The sequence below is a fragment of the Lacimicrobium alkaliphilum genome (assembly GCF_001466725.1).
Lineage (GTDB): Bacteria > Pseudomonadota > Gammaproteobacteria > Enterobacterales > Alteromonadaceae > Lacimicrobium > Lacimicrobium alkaliphilum_B.
This window is the reverse complement of sequence record NZ_CP013650.1, coordinates 3,633,683-3,654,274: the sequence shown is the minus strand read 5'-3', so window position 1 is coordinate 3,654,274 and position 20,592 is coordinate 3,633,683. Positions and strand designations below refer to the sequence as shown.

Sequence of the window (20,592 nt, the reverse complement as noted above, 5' to 3'; positions counted from 1 at the left end):
GATAGGTTATGACCGCACAAAAGATAAAGATTCAACAAAATCTGGCAATACGCCTGTTGCGGGTATTGCGCTATAACAAGGCCAGAAATGAGCGGGCCCTTGAACTGATGCCCGCTGACAAACGACCACTCTTTCATGTTATTCCCTTTTTATTGCATATCAATCATCCCGATTTCCCCGGCTATATTGAGCAGGGGGATGTGCCCTTCGGGCTGAATCATTATTCTTTAAGAAAGCAGGTCAGTGAAGCGCTGGCAGAGGTGTTTGGTGAGGCTAAAGCCAGTCCGGAAAAAATACGGGCAGTCTGGCCGCAAAGCCGTTGTATTGAATCTCTGGTATTGATGGGCAGCATCGGCACCATTGCTCAGTCTTCGGGGTCAGATTTTGACTATTGGGTTTGCGTAAAAGCAAAGACTTTTGCCGAACAGCAACGGGCATTATTGCAGCAAAAGCTGGAAAAAATAGAGCAATGGGCGGAAGAGCAAGGTCTGGAGGTGCATTTTTTCCTCTCGGATATTGAAAAAGTGCGTCACAACGATTTCGGTGAAGCCGACGGGGAGAGCTCAGGATCAGCCCAGGCGGTTTTCCTCAAGGCGGAATTTTATACCACCAATGTGGTGGTGGCCGGCAAATTGCCTTTTTGGTGGCTGATGCCCGATAAAGTAACGGACGGACAATATCAGGAACTGATGGAATCCCTGCAGCCGGGTCAGCCCCCGGATCCCAGGTTGTTCATGGATCTGGGTAACCTGCAGAAAATGGATCCCGGTGAACTGTTTGGTGCAGCAATCTGGCAAATCAGTAAGGCCATGGACTCGCCCTTTAAGTCAGTGTTGAAAATGGCCAAGCTGGAAGTGTTTCTTGAAAACATCAATAACAAACAGCCGCTGTGTAATCTGCTCAAGAAAAAGGTCCATAGTGGGGTGAGAGCGCCCGGGGAACTTGAACATGTGGATCCCTATGGGTTGATGTTCGATGAACTGGTGGAACATTATCAGTCTGCGGATGAACCGCAGATAGTGGAGTTGTTACAAACCTGCCTGTATATCAAATGCGGCTGCGAACTCAGCCGTAAGGTTCCCGCCTCGCAAGACAATTTCAAGCGCCGGATAATGGCTGGCTATGTGCAGCAGTGGGGCTGGAGTCAGGACAAAGTCGCACGGCTGGACAATATCAAACACTGGAGTTTCAGGGAGTTTTCTCTGCTCAGCAGACAGATCCATGGCTTTCTGATTCTTTGTTACCGGCGCATCTCATCGGCCATCAGCCTGGCGCAGCAATCGGTCAGCGATAAGGATATGACTGTCATTGGTCGTAAGCTGGACACCTATTACAGTAAAAAGCCCAACAAGATTGAGTATTTGCGCAGCGCTTTTGATGATGAGCTTTATCGGGCGGTAGTGACAATAAAGGCCCGACCGCTGGCGAACAGGGAGCGGGAATGGTCGCTGTACAGCGGCAATCAGATTAATTGTGATACACAAGCGCTGGAAACGGTGTTGCTGAAATCCGGTGACAATCCCGTTGACCTGGTGGTATGGGGCGTGTGGAACCGGATTCTGGATAACAAAACCCGGATTTACCTCGATTATCACACTGAGCCCGTGACTGAAGAGGATTTGAGCTTGCTGGTGTCTCATTGCCAGCAGGTATTTCCTTCGGTAAGAGTCTCAGCATTGAGTCGTGAGGCCTTGCTGGCGCCAGCCAGGCTGATGAAGGTGATGGCGGTGGTCAATTTTGACAGTCGCAGACCGAAATCTGAAGTAAAAAGCGTGCGGATAGTCAGCCTTAACAGTTGGGGCGAGCTATATGTCGAGTCTGGCTTTGAGGCATTGTCTACATTGCAGCCGGAATTTGCCAGGATCAGCCCGGTGCCATCCTTATTTGTTATGCTGCCAGTTGACTGTTACAAAGAACGCTTGCTGGATCACTTTCTCAGACGTTCGGGGGTTGGCACGGCTAAACTGTTGTAATACCAGTGCGTATGGATTATTGAGATAACACAAGAGAGGTGATTATGCTTGACTTCAAAGCGGTGATGGCTTTTGCCGCTAAAGGCAACCCGGCACCGCCGCGACGGGTTGAAAAGCCTGAGCAGCAGTGGCGACAGGAACTCAGTGAACAGCAGTTTCAGGTGACACGTCTCAAAGGTACAGAACGGCCCTTCAGCTCCGGGCTCTGCGAAGCCATAGAGCCGGGGCGTTACGCCTGCATCTGTTGTGACTCACTGTTGTTTGACGCCAGCGAGAAGTTTGCCAGTGGCAGTGGCTGGCCGTCGTTTACCCAGCCAGCACGGGTTAATGCTGTGGCCTATCATCTGGATGATTCTCATGGAATGCAGCGCATTGAGGCTTTGTGTAATGTCTGTGATGCCCATCTTGGTCATGTATTCCCCGACGGTCCGCCACCAACAGGTTTACGTTACTGTATCAATGCCGTCGCGCTGAAGAAAATTGAAGACAAAATGCCGCTGGACAAAAGTTAACAAATCGACACAAATCCGTGCAGGAAAATCAGTCTGATTGAGAACAATATTCTCAGTTGATGCTTTTGATCATTAATCACTTGCGCTGCAGACAGAATAACGGAGTGTACTATGTTGATAAAAAAAACCTTTATAGTATTTATCACTGTACTGCTATTGGTAGCCTGCAATAGCAGTACTGAAATAGAAACCCCGGCACCAGAGCCGGAGCCAGAACCTGAATTTACGTCAGCAGGACTGGATGGGCATATTATTCACCGCCTTGTCACTGAACAGGAGCGGCTGTTTGCCGGTACCGATCAGGGGCTTTACCAGCTTCAGCCAGATGAACAGTGGCAGCGGCTCACAGATCAGGAGTGGGAGATTCTGGATCTGGCTGTGATCAGTAACACACAATTGTTAGTCAGTTATGCATTCAGAGATGACTATTATCTGGCTGAGACGGTGGACAGTGGTCAGAGCTGGCAGGTGCTGGAGCACGATTTTGGTGGCAGCACACAGGATAATGCCGATCGCCGGGAGCCGATCCGAAGGATGCAATATCATCAGGGTAAGCTCTATGCTGTGGGCTATAACGTATTGGCGGTATCTGAGGATTTTGGCCGTAACTGGCAGTTGCTGGCGGGCAGCTGGAATGCCTTTGCCACAGGTATGTCGGCCCTGGCTGTAAACAGCAACGGTATTGATATCTGGTATGGAGGTCAGGGTGCTATAGAGAATCCGCTGCTGAAGCACTATCGCACGGATAATATGGCTGTTGAGGAATTTCCCGGTATTGATGAATTATTGCCGGTGCCCAGTACTGTAAAAAGCATCGTTTTTGACCCGGATTTGCACCATATCCTGTTTGTGTCCGGCGAGGGAGGCATTATTAAAACCAGTGACAACGGCGAAACCTGGCAGGCACTGAATACCAATGATGAATCCCGGTTTTACTTCGGTTTAGTATTGGACCCTGCTGACAAAGACGTACTGTACACGGCGGGCTGGAATAAGAATTTCGATGAGCCGCAGCCACTGATTCTGGAAGTCAGTGAAGACGGCGGACAGAACTGGCAGAGCTTTGAGCACCCTGACAAGGACCTGTTTGGGGGGGTGTACAGTATGACCATGCACCAGCAACAACTTTATCTGGGTTTGTATAAAGGCGGCGTAATGCGCGCCAGCGTAGAATAGCAGCCCTGAGTAACGCCGGTCAGAATGAATAAGGGAGCCGCGGGCTCCCTTATTCATTACAAATCAGATCTACCTGATGGACAGATACTGTTTATACCGATTGGTATCAGAGGGTTGTTAGAACATAATGTCCCCTGGACTCTGAAATCCGGGGACATCCAGATTATGCGCCACCTTGTCACACTATTGCTCGTCTCAGCGTTGCTGAGCGCCTGTGTATCAGCACAAAAATCATCGCCATCGATTGTTTCCGGCGAGCTTCAGCCGCAACAATTATTCTCACAGTATCCCGCCTTTGAGCAGCAATACCGGCGTTGGTATGACTCCCAGTGTCAAGTTTAAACGAACTCCTCCCTGGCATTCTCTCGGCCCGTAGTTTGTTCTGTTTCTCTCAATTAAATTGAGCTATCACACCGGATGAGGCAGTAATGTCGTCGGTTGTCATGCTGGTATCCGTAGGTTACTTATTCGATGAATAAGCAGAGCTGACCTTACTTTTTCCGCCGTGGCACCTTCTCATCACTCTATGTTCGTGGGTCAATAAGCGCTTGTCTTATTGCCATCCTAACGCCGTCGTAGGTTGCGCCACTTCCGCGGCCTCTTCACAGTGCAATAGCTCAAAACAGGGTGTGTCATGCCGGTACCCGACTGAGTCTCAGTTTAGGATTGACCGGGGTCAGGACCACTTGTTTGGCAATTGCCCAGATATAGGCGGCCATCTCCCGTGCAATTGCTGTCACTATCAGGTTGTAATGTTTGCCTTTCTTGCTCATGCGCTGATAGCGACGACATAGCCGTAACTGGGCTTTCCAGGCGATATCCACAATGGCTTTGGGTAACCCCTCCTGACGAAGCTGCATATCTGTGCCGATGTTGGCCGGATAACGGTAGCTGTGAGCGCCCTCAATCAGTAATCGCCTGGCTCTGCTATTACCGCATTTGGTGATAGCACCCAGATGGCGCTTACCACCCGATGAGTGTTCGCTGAGCACCAGTCCCAGATACGCCATCAGTTGTCTGGGGTGGGCAAAGCGGGTCAGATCACCCAGCTCTGCCACCACGCCTACCGCGACCAGTAATCTTACTCCTCGCATCGCCTGAATGGCCTTCACTACCGGATAGTAGCGCCAGCGGTGAACATGGTGAGTCAATTCATTATCAAGACGCTCCAGACGGGCAATGCGTTCATTAATGGTCTGGATGTATTCCTGCAAGGCAATCTGCTGGGCGGGGTGAGGTAACACCAGCTCGGTCAGCCAGCGAAGATGCTTGAGTGACCAATTGGCCGTGCCTGCATAGTGAATATTGTTGCGCAGTAACAGGGCTTTAAGCTGGTACTTGGCGTCCTTTAAATCCTTCATGGCACACTCCCGTGCTCTGGATAAATCCCGTATGGCTTCATCTTCCGGCTCGGGAACATAAATCGGGGTAAGATCCTGTGACTTGAGCAGCTTCACCAGCTTCAACGCGTCCCGGCGGTCCGTCTTGACCCGCTCTCCGGGCTTTTTGGGGATAAGTGATGGCGCCACCACATAACAGCAATGACCCAAGCTGGTGATATGACGGTAAATCCAGTAGCCACAAGGACCGGCCTCATAGACCACATGCAAAGTGGCATTTGGGTACCTGGACTGCAATTGTTTAAGCAGTTTGGTGAGGCTGGCTTTACTCGAGGGATCCGCCCGTAATGCATCGGCTCCACGCCAAAACCATCCTCACAATACGCAACTTCGTGGAAGTCTTTGTGCGTATCTAAACCAATAAAAATCATGCTATGTTTGTTCATGCTAGCCTCCAAATGATTTAGTCTTGAACAAACTAATGATGGCTCTGGTATTTTGCTAACCCACGATGATGCGGAGGCTAGCACCTTCACTGGGAGTCATAATGTCTATTCGCCGGATAATAAAGAGCTGCAGGCTATGCAGGCCCTCAAGGGGAAATCGGTACTGATACTTTTTGGTACCTGGTGCCATGACAGTGAGCGTGAAGTACCACGATTTTTAAAACTAGCCGATGCCTCGGGTGTCAGACTCAGACAACTACAACTGGTGGCCGTGGGGCTGGATAAAAAAGACCCGGCAGGACTGGCACAGCAATATAATTTGCTCTACACCCCGACTATTATTGTTATGGACAATGAACAGGAACTTTATCGCATGATAGAGCGACCCAAAGGGCCGTTGGCACTGGATCTGCAACAAGGCTTGCAGAGGGCACAGGAGTAACAGCATGAGCCAGGATAATCACAACCAGGCAGACACGCATCAGGTGTTTAATCAGCCATTACCGCTGGAAAACTTCAATGCTTTTGGCAGCGATACTGTGCTGCAATACTGGGTGACGCGTTTTGGTGGTGATTGGGGCACAGAGCGGCTGCTTCAATTCGGACAACGTGTGGGTCATGACTTATTGGCAGCGGGCTTCGACGCCAACAAACAGTTACCTGAATTTCACTCCCATGACAGGTTCGGTCATCGCATTGATCAGGTGATCTATCACCCCGCATATCATCGGCTTATGTCCCATGCAATTGAAGCGGGGCATACCAGCCTGCCCTGGGCAGACAGCAAAGGCGGTGCCCATGTGGTTCGCGCGGCCATGGCTTATCTGCATAATCAGGCCGATCCCGGTTCAGGCTGCCCGCTGACCATGACTTTTGCCAGTGTACCGGCCATCGCCCAACAAGCGGATGTGGCTGAAGTCTGGTTGCCGCTGATCACATCCTGTATTTACGACGGCGATAACAAACCCTGGTTTGAGAAAAATGGGGTCACTATCGGCATGGCTATGACCGAAAAACAGGGCGGCTCCGATGTACGCGCCAATACCACAACGGCAATACCAGTGGACAAAGCCGGGCCGGGCCAGCTATACAGCCTGACCGGACACAAATGGTTTTGCAGTGCGCCAATGTGTGACGCCTTTCTGGTGCTGGCCAAAACCGGCGAAAAGTTGTCCTGTTTTTTAGTGCCGCGCTGGCGTCCGGATGGCAGCAAGAATCCGCTGCATATTCAGCGCCTTAAGAACAAACTGGGTAATCAGTCTAACGCCAGTTCAGAAATCGAATTTCGTGGCGCTTATGGCTGGCTGTTAAACGAGGAGGGGCGGGGTGTGCGTACCATCATCGAGATGGTGGCCCTGACCCGCTATGACTGCATGATTGGCTCAGCAGCCCTGATGGGCCAGGGGGCAAGAGAAGCCATCTGGCATACCGCTGGACGGGAGGTGTTTGGCAAGCCCTTGCACCAGCAGCCATTGATGTTAAATGTACTGGCGGATCTGGCCCTTGAAGCTGAAGCGGCACTGGCTATTTCCATGCGTATCGCCCATGCGCTGGATAATAAGCAGGACACCGGACAGGCGGCGCTGATCCGCAGCGCCACCTCGATTGGCAAGTACTGGATCTGTAAACGGGCAGTGCAACACAGCTTTGAAGCCATGGAGTGTATCGGCGGCGTGGGCTATGTGAATGAAAATGTCTGCAGTCGTCTATATCGCGAGGCACCGGTGAATTCCATCTGGGAGGGCTCGGGCAATGTGCAGTGTCTGGATTTAGTGCGGGTGCTGAATAAGGAGCCCGATACCTTAAAGGCCCTGTTTGCGGAATTCGAACAGGCTCGGGGAAAACATTCTGTGTTTGACCAGTATCTGGATAACCTGCTCAGAGACTTCGCTGACCAAACTGATTTACAAAGCCGTGCCCGCCAGTTGATGGAGCAACTGGCCCTGACCTGGCAGGCGGCAACCCTGCTCTGCTATGGTGAGGACTGGATTGCCGAGGCCTTTATTCAGGCCCGTCTGTCCCAGCAAAGCTTCCATCAGTACGGTACTTTGCCAGCCTCTGTCGATGCCCGGGCCATAGTAGATAGGGCATTGATAAAGAGATAATGACTCAGGACAGCTTGTTGCGAAAATCCTCATATTCAAACTTACGCACCAGCTCGAACTTACCGTCTTTGTGCAGAATACCGATAGAAGGGTGCTCAACGCCGTTAAAGAAGCTGGTTTTGACCATGGTGTAGTGGATCATATCTTCAAAAATAACCCGCTCGCCCACCTGCAGCTGGTGATCGAAACTGTAGATATCAATCACATCACCGGCCAGACAGGAGTTGCCGCCGAGTTTATAGTCAAAGGCCTTTTCCCCGGCCAGCCCGGCGTTGCGTATAGCGGGGCGGTAGGGCATCTCCAGCACATCCGGCATATGGGCGGTGGCAGAGATATCCAGAATGGCAATGGGGCCGTCATTATTGACAATATCCACCACCTCGGCCACCAATGGACCGGTTTGCCAGGCCACTGCCGAGCCAGGCTCCAGAATAAGCTCCAGATCGTATTTTTCCCTGAAGGTTTTCAGGGTACGGATCAGATGATCCACATCGTAACCTTTTCGGGTCATCAGATGGCCGCCGCCTAAGTTCAGCCATTTAAGCTGGTGCAGATACTGACCGAAGCGCTTTTCCACCGCCTGCAGGGTGCGCTCGGCGGCAAAAGAGTCGCATTCACACAGATTATGCACATGAAAACCCTCGATGCCGCTTAAATCCACGCCCTCCAGCTCACTGCTGCGCACGCCTAAGCGTGAACCCGGTGCGCTGGGGTCGTAGAGTTCAGTGTCGGCCTCGCGATGTTCAGGGTTAATCCGCAGCCCCATGGATATGCCGGCCTCGCTCACCTGTTCGCGGTAGCGCTGCCATTGCGTCAGACTGTTAAAAGAGATGTGATTGACCAGCCTGACCAGCTCATCTATATCGGCCTGTTTATAGGCCGGTGAGTAAGCATGCACTTCTTTACCCATCTCAAATTTGGCAAGCTTGGCTTCCCATACTGAGCTGGCCGTACAGCCCTGCAGATACTGCCCTACCAATGGAAAGGCCGACCACATGGAAAAGCCTTTCAGGGCCAGAATAATGCTGACACCGGCCTGCTCCTGCACCTTTTGCATCAGTTGCAGGTTGGCCTCCAGGCGCGCCTCTTCCAATACATAGCAGGGAGAGGGAATATCAGGATTTATCATCGGATCGTTCAAGCTTGCCATCCTTTATTAATTAACCACTAAGCACACGAAAAAAGCACATTAACCATAGAGACACGGAGTCCACAGAGAAGAGCAATACCATGTAGGGTCCAATTTATTGGACTGCTCTGGGATATTTGTCGAATAAATTCGACCCTACAACCCTCAAGCTCTGCGCCTCAGTGAGAGATAGTGATTTGTTCGTGATTTTAGTGTTTTTCGTGGTTGAAAGCTTTTTACCACGAACCACACGAAAAGCACGAAAAAGAAAGTTCACCACAGAGGGCACAGAGAAGTTAGGGGATTTCACCCTTAAAACCTCCGTGTTCTCTGTGGCTCTGTGGTTCCCATAATTATTTCTTAAACGGGCTCTGTTCACATTCCAGTACCTGCCAGGGCAGGCCGTGCTGATTGAGCATATCCATAAATGGATCCGGGTCAAACTCTTCCATATTGTAGACGCCGGGCTTTTTCCAGGTGCCGTTGAGCATCATTGCCGCGCCGATCATGGCCGGTACACCTGTGGTGTAGGATACCGCCTGGGCACCCACTTCTTCGTGGCACTTGGCGTGATCACAGTTGTTGTAGATGAAGATGGTCTTCTCTTTGCCATCTTTGATACCGGTAATGTAGGTACCGATACAGGTCATGCCCTGATAGCCCTCAGACAGTGAGCCGGGGTTGGGCAATACGGCCTTAAGGAACTCCAGCGGCACAATTTGCTGACCCTGAAAATCTATCGGCTCAATGCTGGTCATGCCGATACCTTCCAGTACCCGCAAATGAGTCAGGTAAGCCTCACCAAAGGTCATCCAGAAGCGCGCCCGCTTCAGACTGGGGAAGTTTTTCACCAGTGATTCCAGTTCTTCATGGAACATCAGGTAAGAAGCACGTACACCGATATTCTGGTAATCCAGATCTTCACGTACCGATAAGGGGTCGGTCTCTTTCCACTGGCCATCTTCCCAGTAACGTCCGCGCTGGGTGATCTCGCGGATATTGATTTCCGGGTTAAAGTTGGTGGCAAAGGCCTTGCCGTGATCGCCGCCATTACAATCGACGATATCCAGGTAGTGGATTTCATCAAAATAGTGTTTGGCTGCATAGGCGGTAAATACATTGGTGACGCCGGGATCGAAACCGCTGCCCAGCAGTGCCATCAAACCGGCATCTTTAAATTTATCCTGATAGGCCCACTGCCAGGAATATTCAAACTTGGCCACATCTTTGGGCTCGTAATTGGCCGTATCCAGATAATCTACACCCGTGGCCAGACAGGCATCCATAATGGGCAGATCCTGATACGGCAGGGCCAGATTGATGACCAGATCCGGCTCGACTTTTTTGATCAGCTCAATGACCTGACCGGCATCGTCGGCGTCTACGGCAAATACACCTTTAAGGCGATCGGCTCCCACTTCCTGCTGCAATGCCTCGCATTTTGACAGGGTGCGACTGGCAAGATAGATCTCATCAAAAAGCTCGGGTAAGCGAGCACACTTTTTTACCGTTACGGAACTGACACCACCGGCACCAATAATTAATACGCGTGACATAGACTTGAATCCTCCAAAGATATCTGGTCTGTTCTGTCCAGGCGTGTAACATCAACGCACAGACAACAGATTTGCGGCTGCATGCTATCACCAATTTTATTTCTGGCAATAGCTGTCCGAACAACAGTGTCTGAGCTTAGTGTATGGTCTGACACTGTACAACCTTATCCATCGTTACAGGTGGTGCTCTGAACGCGCCGCCTCTCTGGCCTGAATATGGGAATGATGCCAGCGCTGTTGCTGCCAGCGACGCCAGAACAACAGGGCGCGACCACATTCATCCAGCAGGGCGCCAAGCAACAATCCGCTTAAGCCCCAGTCCAGCCAGAAGGTCATCACATAGGCCATGGGCAGGGCCACCAGCCAGGTAAACAGCGGGCCGGCTACGGAAATATACCAGCCGTCACCTGTGGCCCTGAGGTTAAAGCCCACCATAATATTGATGGTGCGGCCCGGTTCTGATAGGGCGGTGAGCAGAAACCACCATCCTGCCCCGGCGAGCAGTTGCTGCTCCTGAGTGTACAGGCTGATAATGGGATGGTGAAAGGCAGTCAGTACGGCTGCCACCACAGCAGTCCCCCATAATGCCGCCCTGAGACTGCGTCTGAGTTGCTGGTCAGCCTGAGCCAGCTTACCGGCGCCCACTTTTTGTGTAACCAGGATCTGGGTGGCCGTGGTCAGCGCCACAGAGATGATTACCCCCAACATAAAGGTATTAAAGATATAAATTTTCGCGGTCAGGGCCAGAGTACCGAGCTTGGCGGCCAGGCTGTTAAGCACCAGCAGGTTAAGATCGAAGGAGATGGGCTCGATGGTACCCGGCGCGCCGATACGCATCAGGTTCTGGCTTACAGAACGAAAGTTCCGCTTCAGCGACAACCAGCTGCTGCGCAGTGGTACATGGTAGCCAATCGCCAACATGCTGATAAGCACACCGCTTAACGAGGCAATGACACTGGCCCAGGCGACACCGGTAATACCGTATTCGGGCAGCCCGAACAGCTGGAATACAACAATGGTATTGCCGAGGATATTGGCAATAAAGTAAATCAGGTTGGCAAGCAGATTCCAGCCGGGCAAACCAAACATATTCAGTATTGACTGGCAGATAGCTTTGGCACTCCAGATCATTATCAGGGCAAAGGTCACATGCAGATATTGCCCGGTAAAATAGGCCAGTTCGCCATCCAGCCCCATCAGCGCAATAATGCCCTCTATGCTCCAGAACAAAAGCAATGCCAGAATAGCGCTTAGTAATAAAGACCAGCCAGAAAAGATCCAGATAGTGGCCACGGCTTTTTCCTGCATGCCGGCACCGAGGCGCTGATTGGCAATGCTGGCACCGGCAAAAACAATCACCCACAATAGATTGCCGCACAGAAACAACACCGGTGTCAGTGCACCCGCTGCCCCGGCAGCACTGTCGCTGATGATACTCAGAAACAGGGTGTCGATAAGAGGAACGCTGAATTGCAGGGCTTGTTCCATCAGTAAGGGCTTACTTAAGCCCCACAGCCCTTTTTGTTGTGCTTTGGATTCAGTCACGTTTTTATCTTAGTTTTCAGCTTTAAATCAGTGGGTTCTGGTAGAGATAAACAGGCGCTATTTATACAGGCAATTGCCAGCCTACAACAGTCTTTGCAATCCTATGCATTACTAATAAATTCATGTCTTTAACGAATTTACACAATATAGCCTGATGTGACCGCAGTGCCGTTCTGGTGGCGAATGGGGTAAACTATCGCGTTTTGTGTATTGTTATGCATTCAAGGAGCAAAATTGTGCAGACGGAGAATACCGATAATAATGTCTCACAAGCCTCGAACAGTGGCTGGTTTAATCGCTTTCTGGCCACGGTTGAGTGGGCCGGTAATCTGCTTCCCCATCCGATTACCCTGTTTGCCTGTTTCGCTGCGTTTATCGTACTGCTCAGTGGTGTGCTGGGTTACTTTGATGTCAGCGTTATCGATCCCAGGCCCGAAGACGCCGCCGGTAGAGCCCCGGACGGTGTGATCTATGTGGTGTCGTTACTCAGTGCCGAAGGTCTGGCCCGTATTGTTACCGGTCTGGTCACCAACTTTACCGGCTTCGCCCCCTTAGGTACGGTGCTGGTGGCCCTGTTAGGTGTCTCCATAGCCGAGCATTCGGGGCTGTTATCGGCGGCCATGCGCGGATTGGTGATGAATGCCTCGCAGCGGATGGTGACGGTGACGGTGGTGTTTGCCGGGATTTTGTCTAATACCGCATCGGAACTCGGCTATGTGGTGCTGATCCCGCTGGCGGCAATGATTTTCCATTCGCTGGGTCGCCACCCATTAGCGGGGCTGGCGGCTGCCTTTGCCGGGGTGTCCGGTGGCTACAGCGCTAATTTGTTACTGGGCACGGTGGATCCGCTGTTATCCGGTATTACCGAAGCGGCGGCGCATATGATTGATCCGGAGTATATCGTCGGCCCGGAAGTGAACTGGTACTTTATGATCATCAGCACCTTTTTGATTGCGGGGTTAGGCGCCTTTGTAACCGAGAAAATTGTCGAGCCGAGACTGGGAAAATATGATCCTGAAGAGGCCACTATCGAGTTGGCGGAACAGAAAATGGAAGCACTTGGGCCTGAGGAAAAGCGGGGCCTGAAACTCGCTGGTCTGGCTTTTGCCCTGGTATGCGGATTACTGGCGCTGACTATAGTGCCAGAATGGGGGATTTTGCGTCACCCTGAGACCGGTGAGGTGGCCGGTTCACCCTTTTTACGGGGTATTGTGGCTTTTATCTTTATCAGTTTTGCCATTCCCGGTTTTGTCTATGGTAAGACCGTTGGGGTGATGAAAAATGACAAGGATGTGATCAATGCCATGTCAAAAGGCATGAGCACCCTGGGTATGTATATTGTGCTGGTGTTCTTTGCCGCCCAGTTTGTGGCCTTTTTTAAGTGGACTAACCTTGGCACCGTATTGGCGGTAAAAGGCGCGGCCATGTTGCAGGCTCTGGGGTTAGATGGCCCCGAAGTGTTCGTGCTGTTTATTCTGATGTGCGCCATGGTCAATCTGTCACTGGGCAGTGCCTCGGCACAGTGGGCTGTGACGGCGCCGATTTTTGTGCCAATGCTGATGCTGGTTGGCTTTGCGCCTGAGGTGATTCAGGCGGCATACCGTATTGGTGACTCGGTTACCAATCTGATTACGCCGATGATGAGTTACTTCGGTCTGATTCTGGCCGTGGCCAGCCAGTACAAGAAAAATCTGGGGATTGGCACGCTGGTTGCGACTATGTTGCCCTACTCGATGATCTTTTTTGTCGGCTGGACGCTACTCTTCTACGTATGGGTGTTTCTGTTAGGGATGCCGGTAGGGCCGGGAGCAGAAACCTATTATACGCCCTGATTGGTGCCTGGTCAGGCGCTGTTGCCATGATTGTGAGCACGCGGTGAATCCTCATATGCTGTGCTATCCTGCTTCGCTATGAGTCCAGCCATGTCTTCCATGACATGTCGTTCACTGAGCTGCGAAGCTGCGCTTTGGTCTTAGTTCACCCATTGACGCTCCGCCACAGCGTCCATGCCGAGGAGGGCTCACAATCATAACAACACCACCTGCCACCACAGAGTAAAGGATAGTGATTTTAATTGAGTTGAAAAACGGTGAGTGAATGAAATACCGCAATAGTGAAGGATTCAGCCATGCTCAGGCCGATAAAGTCGGGGTTCTGGTAACCAATCTGGGTACCCCGGATGCGCCCACCAAAAAGGCGCTGAAACGTTACCTGAAGGAGTTCCTGTGGGATCCCAGGGTCGTGGAAGTACCCCGTTTGCTGTGGTGGTTTATTCTTAATCTGGTGATCCTGAATATCCGCCCGGCACGCTCTGCCGCAGCCTATAAAACCGTCTGGACAGAGCGCGGTTCGCCGCTTTTGTTTCATACCAGTGATCAGGCCGATGGTATTCGTGCGGCCCTGCAACAAAAATGGGGTGAATCAGTGCAGGTGGAATTTGCCATGCGCTATGGCAACCCCTCGATAGATACGACAGTGGAAAAAATGCTGCAAGGTGGCGTGCGCAAACTGGTGGTACTGCCTCTCTATCCTCAGTACTGTGCCTCTACCACGGCCTCTACCTTCGACAAGTTGAGTCAGTATCTGCAGAAAAAACGCTGGATGCCACAGCTTCGCTTCGTGACACAGTATTGTGATGATGACAATTATATTCAGGCCCTGGCGAATAAGATCCAGGCTCACTGGCAGGCTCATGGCCGGGCCGATAAACTGGTATTTTCCTATCATGGAATTCCTGAGCGCTATCTGCACAACGGTGATCCTTATCATTGCCAGTGTTTTAAAACATCCCGTCTGATAGCCGAAAAACTGGACCTGAATCAGGAGCAATATCTGACCAGTTTTCAGTCCCGTTTTGGTCGGGAAGAGTGGCTGAAACCTTATACCGATGCCACTTTAAAGGCCCTTCCCGCAGAGGGTGTGAAGTCGGTTCAGGTGGTTTGTCCGGGCTTTTCCGCCGATTGTCTGGAAACCATCGAAGAGATCGGTGTCGAGAACCGCGATTATTTTCTTGAGGCCGGAGGCCAGCGTTATGAGTATATCCCGGCCCTGAACGCCGATAATGAACATATCAGTGCACTGGTGAGACTGATTGAAAGAGAACTGAATGACTGGTTGCCGGTTTCAGTCGATAAAAGGCGCGGTGAGCTGGCCAGAAGGCAGAGTGCGTCTGTCTGACTGATGTCGGTCTGTGAGTCAGAAACAGAACGGTCCGGCCAGAAGCATTGTCAGATGTTGTTGGTATAAGAATTGCTCGGATTAAAAAGCAGGGAGGAGTTGAGAGGAGAGTGGAAAACACAGGAGAATCCTATGCAAGTCAGTAATCAGGACGCCCGCACAGCCTTTGGTTCAATGTTGTTGAACAATAGCCTCAGTGAATCACAACAGAGTAAGCTGGAGCGGCAAAATAATGCCGATCAGAGTGCAAAAACAGACCGCTCTGAGCAAAATAACCCCGCGAGTGATAAGCCCTTTTTAGAACAGGTCAGAGAGCAGTTGCTGGCCAACAGAGTCGGGCTGGACAAGAAGGAAATCGAGGAGATGCAGCAGGAAATTGAAGCCCTGCAGGCCCTTGATAATACCACTGCTGAGCAATCAGAAAAGCTGGAGTTGTTGCAGGAGCGTCTGGAAGAGTTAGTACAGCAAGCTGCTGAACGCACGGCAAAATCTGAAGTTACCCAACACTCCGTTGAAGCCAAACTAAACCAGTATCAGTCTGTTAGCCTGATGTCAGGCTGAAGCCAAACCAGAACGGTTAGTCATCTTTACCCGCAATATAGGATTGATAACTTTGACCGCATTAAGTGGTGGGTCTACACTTTTCTGACTGTTGTCAGCCAGGCTGTCCTATTGTCTGAGAAATCTTCTGAGATGGCTTCCCGTCCGTTGAAACCCTTGTCTGCTGATCAGGCTCTGGCGTTCAAACTGGATAAATTGCGGCAGATATTAATCGCCAGTGAGTTTTGTTTGCTTATTGTAGTGATTCAGAGATTACTGCTGGGTAGCTGGCAAACCGCGCTGATATTGACCGTGCTGGCGTTGATTCTGGGTCTTTGCTATTACGTTGCTAAATATGGGCGGCTGCAGGTAGGTGCAGCGCTGTTTTTAACCTCACTAACTATCACCACCAGTTATTTTATGTGGGTCTATGGCGGACTCAATGACGAGGCCTTACTGGTGTTTCCGGCAATCCTTATTTTCTCAGCGGTGATCGCCAGCTACGGGCTGCTGGTGCTGTTGCTTTTGTATATGTTGGGCACAGTGATGCTGCTGGGCTATATAAATGAAGCCGGGCTTTATACCAATGAAGTGCCGGCGCGTGATCTTAGCAGCGCTTTTCTGACCTGTGCCATTCTGGTGATGGTTACATTCAGCGTTTGGTTGTTGTCCAGAGATTTGCGCAACCTGTTAGAGAAGCTCTCAAGAGAGAATCTGCGGGTGATGGAGTCCAAAGATGAGATAAGCCGGCTGTATAATCATGATCCCCTGACCGATTTGCCGAATCGCAGATTAGCAAAGGAGTTGTTCGAACAGTCGATGGCACTGGCTCAGCGGGAAAACAGTAAATTTGCCTTAATTTTCCTTGATCTTGATCACTTCAAAGCCATCAATGATTCGCTGGGCCACGCCATCGGCGATGAATTCTTAAAGAAAATGGCGCAGCGGCTTCAATCTGTTCTCCGGGACTCCGATACCATCTGCCGTTTTGGTGGCGATGAGTTTGTCATTCTCAGTCAGAACTTTGTGGATGACACTCAGATTCACCAACTGGCTCAGCGTATTTTACGGGGAATTTCCAGGCCCTTTTATATCAATGGCAACGAGCTGGTCGTCAGTGGCTCTATAGGTATTGCCCTAGGGCCCAACGATGGGCTGAGCTTTGATGAGCTATGCCAGAAGGCCGATGCAGCCATGTATAGCTGTAAGGATAAAGGTCGCAATAATTACTGCTTTTACAATCAGGATATGAATCAGTCAGAGCAGGAGGTATTGCAGTTGACCCAGGATCTGCGGCAGGCCCTGTCAGGTGATCAGCTATGTCTGCATTATCAACCGAAAGTGGAACTTAAAACAGGCAACATAGTGGGTGCCGAAGCGCTCGTGCGCTGGCAGCATCCGCAGCGGGGATGGATATCTCCGGTTGAGTTTATCCCGTTGGCAGAGCGGGCCGGATTGATTGTGGAGCTGGGGCTTTGGGTGCTGGAATCAGCAGTGTCGCAATGTAAACGTTGGCATGAGCTTGGTTACAAGAACCTGAGTGTTTCTGTTAATGTTTCAGCCATTCAGTTGCGCCGCGGTGATTTTGAACTGCAGGTTAAACAGGTTTTAAGTCAGACTGGCTTATCGGGCGAATTTCTGGTTCTGGAGCTGACAGAATCTCTATTGCTGGATGTTCAGCACAGTCTGCAGATGTGCCTGCAGGGGTTAAGAGAACAGGGTGTGATATTGGCGATTGATGATTTTGGTACAGGTTATTGCAACCTCGGTTATCTGCAACGTTTCGATGTTAATATGCTCAAGGTAGACCGCAGTTTTGTCAGTAAGATAAATCAAAGTAAACAGGACGAAGCCATAGTCCGGGCAATTATCCAGATGGCACACAGCCTTAACCTTGAAATTGTCGCAGAAGGGGTGGAAACAGAAGAGGTAGCGGAACAACTCAGGCTCCTTGGATGCGAGAAAGGGCAGGGGTTTTATTGGTCCAGGCCTTGCCCGCCGATGGATTTTATTGAGTTGGTAGTGAAATCCTCTGCAACCACCAGGGGACTTTAATGACAAGGAATATTTGATGCAGCAGCAGATTCGCACGGCAGAGGAGTGGGTGGTGATGACCATCAGCCTGCTTGGGGCATTGAGTATCAGCCCTTTTATGGTAATGCGTCTGTTGCAGGGAGACTGGCTTATCGCCCTGCTGGATGCCTTTGCCGTGGTGGCAATGCTGACCATCTTTTTCTTCGTCAGAGTCAGACGAAAGACCAACCTGATGAGCCATGTGCTGGCATTGGTGTCTGCCCTGGCACTGCTCGGCACCGTGGAGTTGCGCGGCAGCGAACAGGTTTTCTGGGCTTATCCCGCCGTTCTGGCGGTTTTCTTTTTGTTACGTCCCTGGCTGGCATTGGGTTATGTGGTGGTAACACTGCTGGTGATATTTCCCATGGTCTTCGCGGAGATAGATCTGGTGCGCCTGGCCAGCTTTTATCTGACCATCAGCGCCACTGTGGGTTTCACCTTTGTATTTGCCCTGAGAATGCGCCAACAGCAGCAACAACTGATTCAACTGGCAACCACTGACGCCCTGACCGGTGCCGGAAACCGCCGGGCCCTGGAAGAGTGCCTGCTTGAAGCGGTGGCTCAGTATCGCCGGGTGCCAGTGTCGATGTCCCTGATCCTGCTTGATCTGGATAACTTTAAAGCTTTTAACGATGAATATGGTCATGAAGAAGGCGATAAGATCCTGATCGAAGTGACCAGTATTATCCGTCGAAGGATCCGTCGCACGGACAAGGTATTCAGGTTTGGTGGAGAAGAGTTTGTGATTATGGCCATCAATACCAAACTGAATGAAGCAGCCAAACTGGCCGAAGAGTTACGCAAAGAAATTGCCGGTGCACAAATCAGTCACAAAAACGTTACCATTTCATTAGGGGTGGCAGAATATCAGGGCAATGAAACAGGCTTTGAGTGGCTGGGCCGCGCTGACAAAGCCATGTATCAGGCTAAGGCATCAGGGCGCAACAGCCTTTGTCTTGATCAACTGGACCAACCCGCTTAAATAATTGACTATCACCACTGACGGCTTAACGTGATGTACAGGGAGCGGGGGTGGCCGACAAAGTAGCGATACTGGCCAAAGCCAAGATCCGCCCGTTCTGCATAATCTGTATCCAGTATATTGAGTAAACTGGCACTGATTTTCCAGTCATCAACGAGCTGACTGGCGCGCAGATGCACCAGATCATGACCGGAATATTCAGCGCTGTTTTGTGGATCCAGATAATAACGGCCCATCTTCACCCATTCCAGTTCCAGGTCTGTATTTTGTGAAGGTTGCCAGCGCAGGCGGCTGTTAAGCATGACAGTTGGGGCAGTGTCGATGTCATTACCTTTAATATCTGTACTGGTCAGAGAAAGGCTATTGGCGTAGCGGTGGCTGGCCCAGCTGCCGCTGAACTGCCATGACCATTGAGGGTTAAACTGGTATCTCAGCGCCAGCTCTATGCCTTTGTGGCGGGTTTCACCATTGCTGACATTGCGCCTCTCGGTATCCTGGAAAATAAAATTGCGTTTGTACATCTGATACAGAGTCAGATCGTAAAACCAGTTCTGATAATCTCCGCGCCACCCCAGTTCTATACTGCTTAGTTGCTCGGCATCCAGCTGTGCCAGTGTCTGCCCCTGTTGCAGTCTGAACAGTTCAGTGGCCTGGGGAGCCCGGTACCCCAGACTGACCTGAGAATAGAGCTGCTGCGTAGGTGACAGCTGATAAACCATACCCAATGAGGGTGACCAGTGAGGATAACTGACCTTGCTATTAGCCGGGCGAATAAAGCGGCAAAGACTCACTTCATCTGCGCAGGCAGAACCGGCCGGCAAACGGGTCTGGTAGTCGTATTGCTGCCAGTCATAGCGAAGCCCGGCCGACAGGCTCAGATTCGTGCTCGCCTGCCAGCGCAGGTTCATAAAAGGTGACAGATTGCGGGCCAGTACCTGATAGTCATAATGTTTGCCCTGTGGAATAGCTGGCGAAAATGGCTCAGGCTGCGTTTCGGTCAGTTCTCCCCGGGTCCACTCCGCATCCAGACCGGCCTGGAAGCGCCAATCCTGTTGCTCCCATGCGTACAAGGTTTGCACACCGGCGCCAATCTGGTTGTTTTCTTCAATGGCCTGCCATGGCAGATAATGTTGCAGAAAATCCATGTCCTGAAACCGGAAATAAGGCGTCAGGCTCAGCCGGTGTTGCCCCCACTGCTGGCTGAACTGGCTGTGCAGCCGTGCTGATTTTGCATTGCGATAGGCTTCGGGATTCGGATTAGTGCGCCGCAGGCTGTCGTCTTTATAGGCATTTTTGCCCTGCACATAGCCTGCAGTGTTCTGGTTCAGATTGCTGAGCGCCATGCGGGTAATGACGTCCCAGCTTTGTAAATGACTGGTATGAACAAGGTTGAGTTTTTGCTGCTCATAGCCGGAATCCTGCTGATATCCGCCATCATGGCTGGCATTGCCATACACCAGCAGGTTATCTGAACTGAGCCGGAATTTACCGCGCAGAAAGCTGTCCGGGCCCGCCTCAAGGCTAAGTTGATGGTCAGTTTCTGCAGGCATCGGCGAGATAACGTTGATAATGCCGTGCACAGCGTTACTGCCATACCAGCTGCTGCCCGGCCCTCTTATGACCTCAATGCTTCCTGCCTGTTCGGAGTTGATCTCAAACAGCTGGTTTGCATTGCAGAAGCCACTGGCCCGTGTCGGAATACCGTCTTCAGCGATAAGAAAAGCGCCGCAGCCGCCGGCGCCGGTGAGTACCGGCGAGCGTATGGCGGTCAGATGCTCCTGACCATTACCGCGGCTGATCCAGGTTCCCTGTACACGATCCAATGCCTGATTAATATGTACCGCATTCATCAGATCCAGCTCTTGTGCCCCGACCATGGCGATACTCAGAGGGTTTTCTGCCATACTCAGACTCTGGCGTTGAGCCGTAACAGTGATACGTTCAAGTTCGTTGGCCTGAGGTGCAGTGAAAAAACCGGCCATAATACTGATCAACAGAAAACGTCGCATGCTTATCCGCGGTTGATGTTATAGAAGAG

At 51.3% G+C, this 20,592-nt stretch carries 14 protein-coding genes and 1 pseudogene; 10 read left to right on the top strand and 5 right to left on the bottom strand.

The annotated features are described in order from the left end of the window. The first annotated feature begins 8 nt into the window (after nucleotides 1-8). The 3 genes from AT746_RS16495 (at nucleotide 9) to AT746_RS16485 (ending at nucleotide 3,661) form a co-directional block, all read left to right on the top strand. Entirely contained in the window at nucleotides 9-1,973 is a 1,965-nt protein-coding gene (locus tag AT746_RS16495) for a class I adenylate cyclase (RefSeq protein ID WP_062482571.1), read from the top strand. 44 nt (nucleotides 1,974-2,017) lie between these two features. Next, entirely contained in the window at nucleotides 2,018-2,485 is a 468-nt protein-coding gene (gene msrB, locus AT746_RS16490; RefSeq protein WP_062482568.1) for a peptide-methionine (R)-S-oxide reductase MsrB, read from the top strand. A gap of 111 nt (nucleotides 2,486-2,596) precedes the next feature. Beyond that, on the top strand, nucleotides 2,597-3,661 hold the full coding sequence (locus AT746_RS16485; protein ID WP_062482565.1) for a WD40/YVTN/BNR-like repeat-containing protein: 1,065 nt from the start codon (nucleotides 2,597-2,599) through the stop codon (nucleotides 3,659-3,661). A gap of 632 nt (nucleotides 3,662-4,293) precedes the next feature. Here AT746_RS16485 and AT746_RS16475 read toward each other — a convergent pair. Then, a pseudogene (locus AT746_RS16475) lies at nucleotides 4,294-5,447 on the bottom strand (IS110 family transposase). Nucleotides 5,448-5,583: 136 nt separating this feature from the next. Between AT746_RS16475 and AT746_RS16470 the strand changes: the two are divergent. Then, on the top strand, nucleotides 5,584-5,889 hold the full coding sequence (locus AT746_RS16470; protein ID WP_156413722.1) for a TlpA family protein disulfide reductase: 306 nt from the start codon (nucleotides 5,584-5,586) through the stop codon (nucleotides 5,887-5,889). A gap of 4 nt (nucleotides 5,890-5,893) precedes the next feature. Further along, the gene (locus AT746_RS16465; RefSeq protein ID WP_062482554.1) at nucleotides 5,894-7,552 is read left to right on the top strand and encodes an acyl-CoA dehydrogenase family protein; all 1,659 of its coding nucleotides are present in this window, start codon (nucleotides 5,894-5,896) and stop codon (nucleotides 7,550-7,552) included. 4 nt (nucleotides 7,553-7,556) lie between these two features. On the opposite strand, the gene nspC is transcribed toward AT746_RS16465, so the two are convergent. The 3 genes from nspC to AT746_RS16450 all read right to left on the bottom strand — a co-directional run bounded on the left by nspC (nucleotide 7,557) and on the right by AT746_RS16450 (nucleotide 11,782). Further along, nucleotides 7,557-8,693: a carboxynorspermidine decarboxylase gene (gene nspC, locus AT746_RS16460; RefSeq protein WP_156413721.1), complete on the bottom strand. Its 1,137-nt coding sequence runs from the start codon at nucleotides 8,691-8,693 to the stop codon at nucleotides 7,557-7,559. Nucleotides 8,694-9,034: 341 nt separating this feature from the next. Next, nucleotides 9,035-10,237, bottom strand: a complete 1,203-nt coding sequence (locus tag AT746_RS16455) for a saccharopine dehydrogenase family protein (protein WP_062482548.1) — start codon at nucleotides 10,235-10,237, stop codon at nucleotides 9,035-9,037. Between the two features lie 174 nt (nucleotides 10,238-10,411). Continuing rightward, nucleotides 10,412-11,782, bottom strand: coding sequence for an MATE family efflux transporter (locus AT746_RS16450; RefSeq protein WP_062482543.1), 1,371 nt, complete (start codon nucleotides 11,780-11,782; stop codon nucleotides 10,412-10,414). 215 nt (nucleotides 11,783-11,997) lie between these two features. Here AT746_RS16450 and AT746_RS16445 point away from each other — a divergent pair, with 215 nt between their 5' ends. The 5 genes from AT746_RS16445 (at nucleotide 11,998) to AT746_RS16425 (ending at nucleotide 18,554) form a co-directional block, all read left to right on the top strand. Then, complete coding sequence (locus AT746_RS16445) at nucleotides 11,998-13,614, top strand: AbgT family transporter (protein WP_062482541.1); 1,617 nt, start codon at nucleotides 11,998-12,000, stop codon at nucleotides 13,612-13,614. A gap of 265 nt (nucleotides 13,615-13,879) precedes the next feature. After that, nucleotides 13,880-14,959 (top strand): ferrochelatase, encoded by a 1,080-nt coding sequence (gene hemH, locus AT746_RS16440; protein ID WP_062482538.1) that lies wholly within the window; start codon nucleotides 13,880-13,882, stop codon nucleotides 14,957-14,959. Nucleotides 14,960-15,091: 132 nt separating this feature from the next. Then, nucleotides 15,092-15,520, top strand: coding sequence for a hypothetical protein (locus AT746_RS16435; protein ID WP_062482535.1), 429 nt, complete (start codon nucleotides 15,092-15,094; stop codon nucleotides 15,518-15,520). A 111-nt stretch (nucleotides 15,521-15,631) separates the two neighbouring features. Continuing rightward, a complete protein-coding gene (locus AT746_RS16430; RefSeq protein WP_156413720.1) occupies nucleotides 15,632-17,554 on the top strand; it encodes a putative bifunctional diguanylate cyclase/phosphodiesterase in 1,923 nt (640 codons plus the stop codon). Nucleotides 17,555-17,570: 16 nt separating this feature from the next. Further along, nucleotides 17,571-18,554 (top strand): sensor domain-containing diguanylate cyclase, encoded by a 984-nt coding sequence (locus tag AT746_RS16425; RefSeq protein WP_062482529.1) that lies wholly within the window; start codon nucleotides 17,571-17,573, stop codon nucleotides 18,552-18,554. An 11-nt stretch (nucleotides 18,555-18,565) separates the two neighbouring features. Here the strand turns inward: AT746_RS16425 and AT746_RS16420 are convergent, their stop codons facing one another. Next, nucleotides 18,566-20,563 (bottom strand): TonB-dependent receptor, encoded by a 1,998-nt coding sequence (locus AT746_RS16420; RefSeq protein WP_062482526.1) that lies wholly within the window; start codon nucleotides 20,561-20,563, stop codon nucleotides 18,566-18,568. Nucleotides 20,564-20,592 lie beyond the last annotated feature (29 nt).

Coding starts and splice junctions, on each gene's coding strand:
- AT746_RS16495 (WP_062482571.1), top strand. CDS start 9: ATGACCGCACAAAAGATAAAGATTCAACAAAATCTGGCAATACGCCTG.
- msrB (WP_062482568.1), top strand. CDS start 2,018: ATGCTTGACTTCAAAGCGGTGATGGCTTTTGCCGCTAAAGGCAACCCG.
- AT746_RS16485 (WP_062482565.1), top strand. CDS start 2,597: ATGTTGATAAAAAAAACCTTTATAGTATTTATCACTGTACTGCTATTG.
- AT746_RS16470 (WP_156413722.1), top strand. CDS start 5,584: ATGCAGGCCCTCAAGGGGAAATCGGTACTGATACTTTTTGGTACCTGG.
- AT746_RS16465 (WP_062482554.1), top strand. CDS start 5,894: ATGAGCCAGGATAATCACAACCAGGCAGACACGCATCAGGTGTTTAAT.
- AT746_RS16455 (WP_062482548.1), bottom strand. CDS start 10,237: ATGTCACGCGTATTAATTATTGGTGCCGGTGGTGTCAGTTCCGTAACG.
- AT746_RS16445 (WP_062482541.1), top strand. CDS start 11,998: ATGCATTCAAGGAGCAAAATTGTGCAGACGGAGAATACCGATAATAAT.
- hemH (WP_062482538.1), top strand. CDS start 13,880: ATGAAATACCGCAATAGTGAAGGATTCAGCCATGCTCAGGCCGATAAA.
- AT746_RS16435 (WP_062482535.1), top strand. CDS start 15,092: ATGCAAGTCAGTAATCAGGACGCCCGCACAGCCTTTGGTTCAATGTTG.
- AT746_RS16425 (WP_062482529.1), top strand. CDS start 17,571: ATGCAGCAGCAGATTCGCACGGCAGAGGAGTGGGTGGTGATGACCATC.
- AT746_RS16420 (WP_062482526.1), bottom strand. CDS start 20,563: ATGCGACGTTTTCTGTTGATCAGTATTATGGCCGGTTTTTTCACTGCA.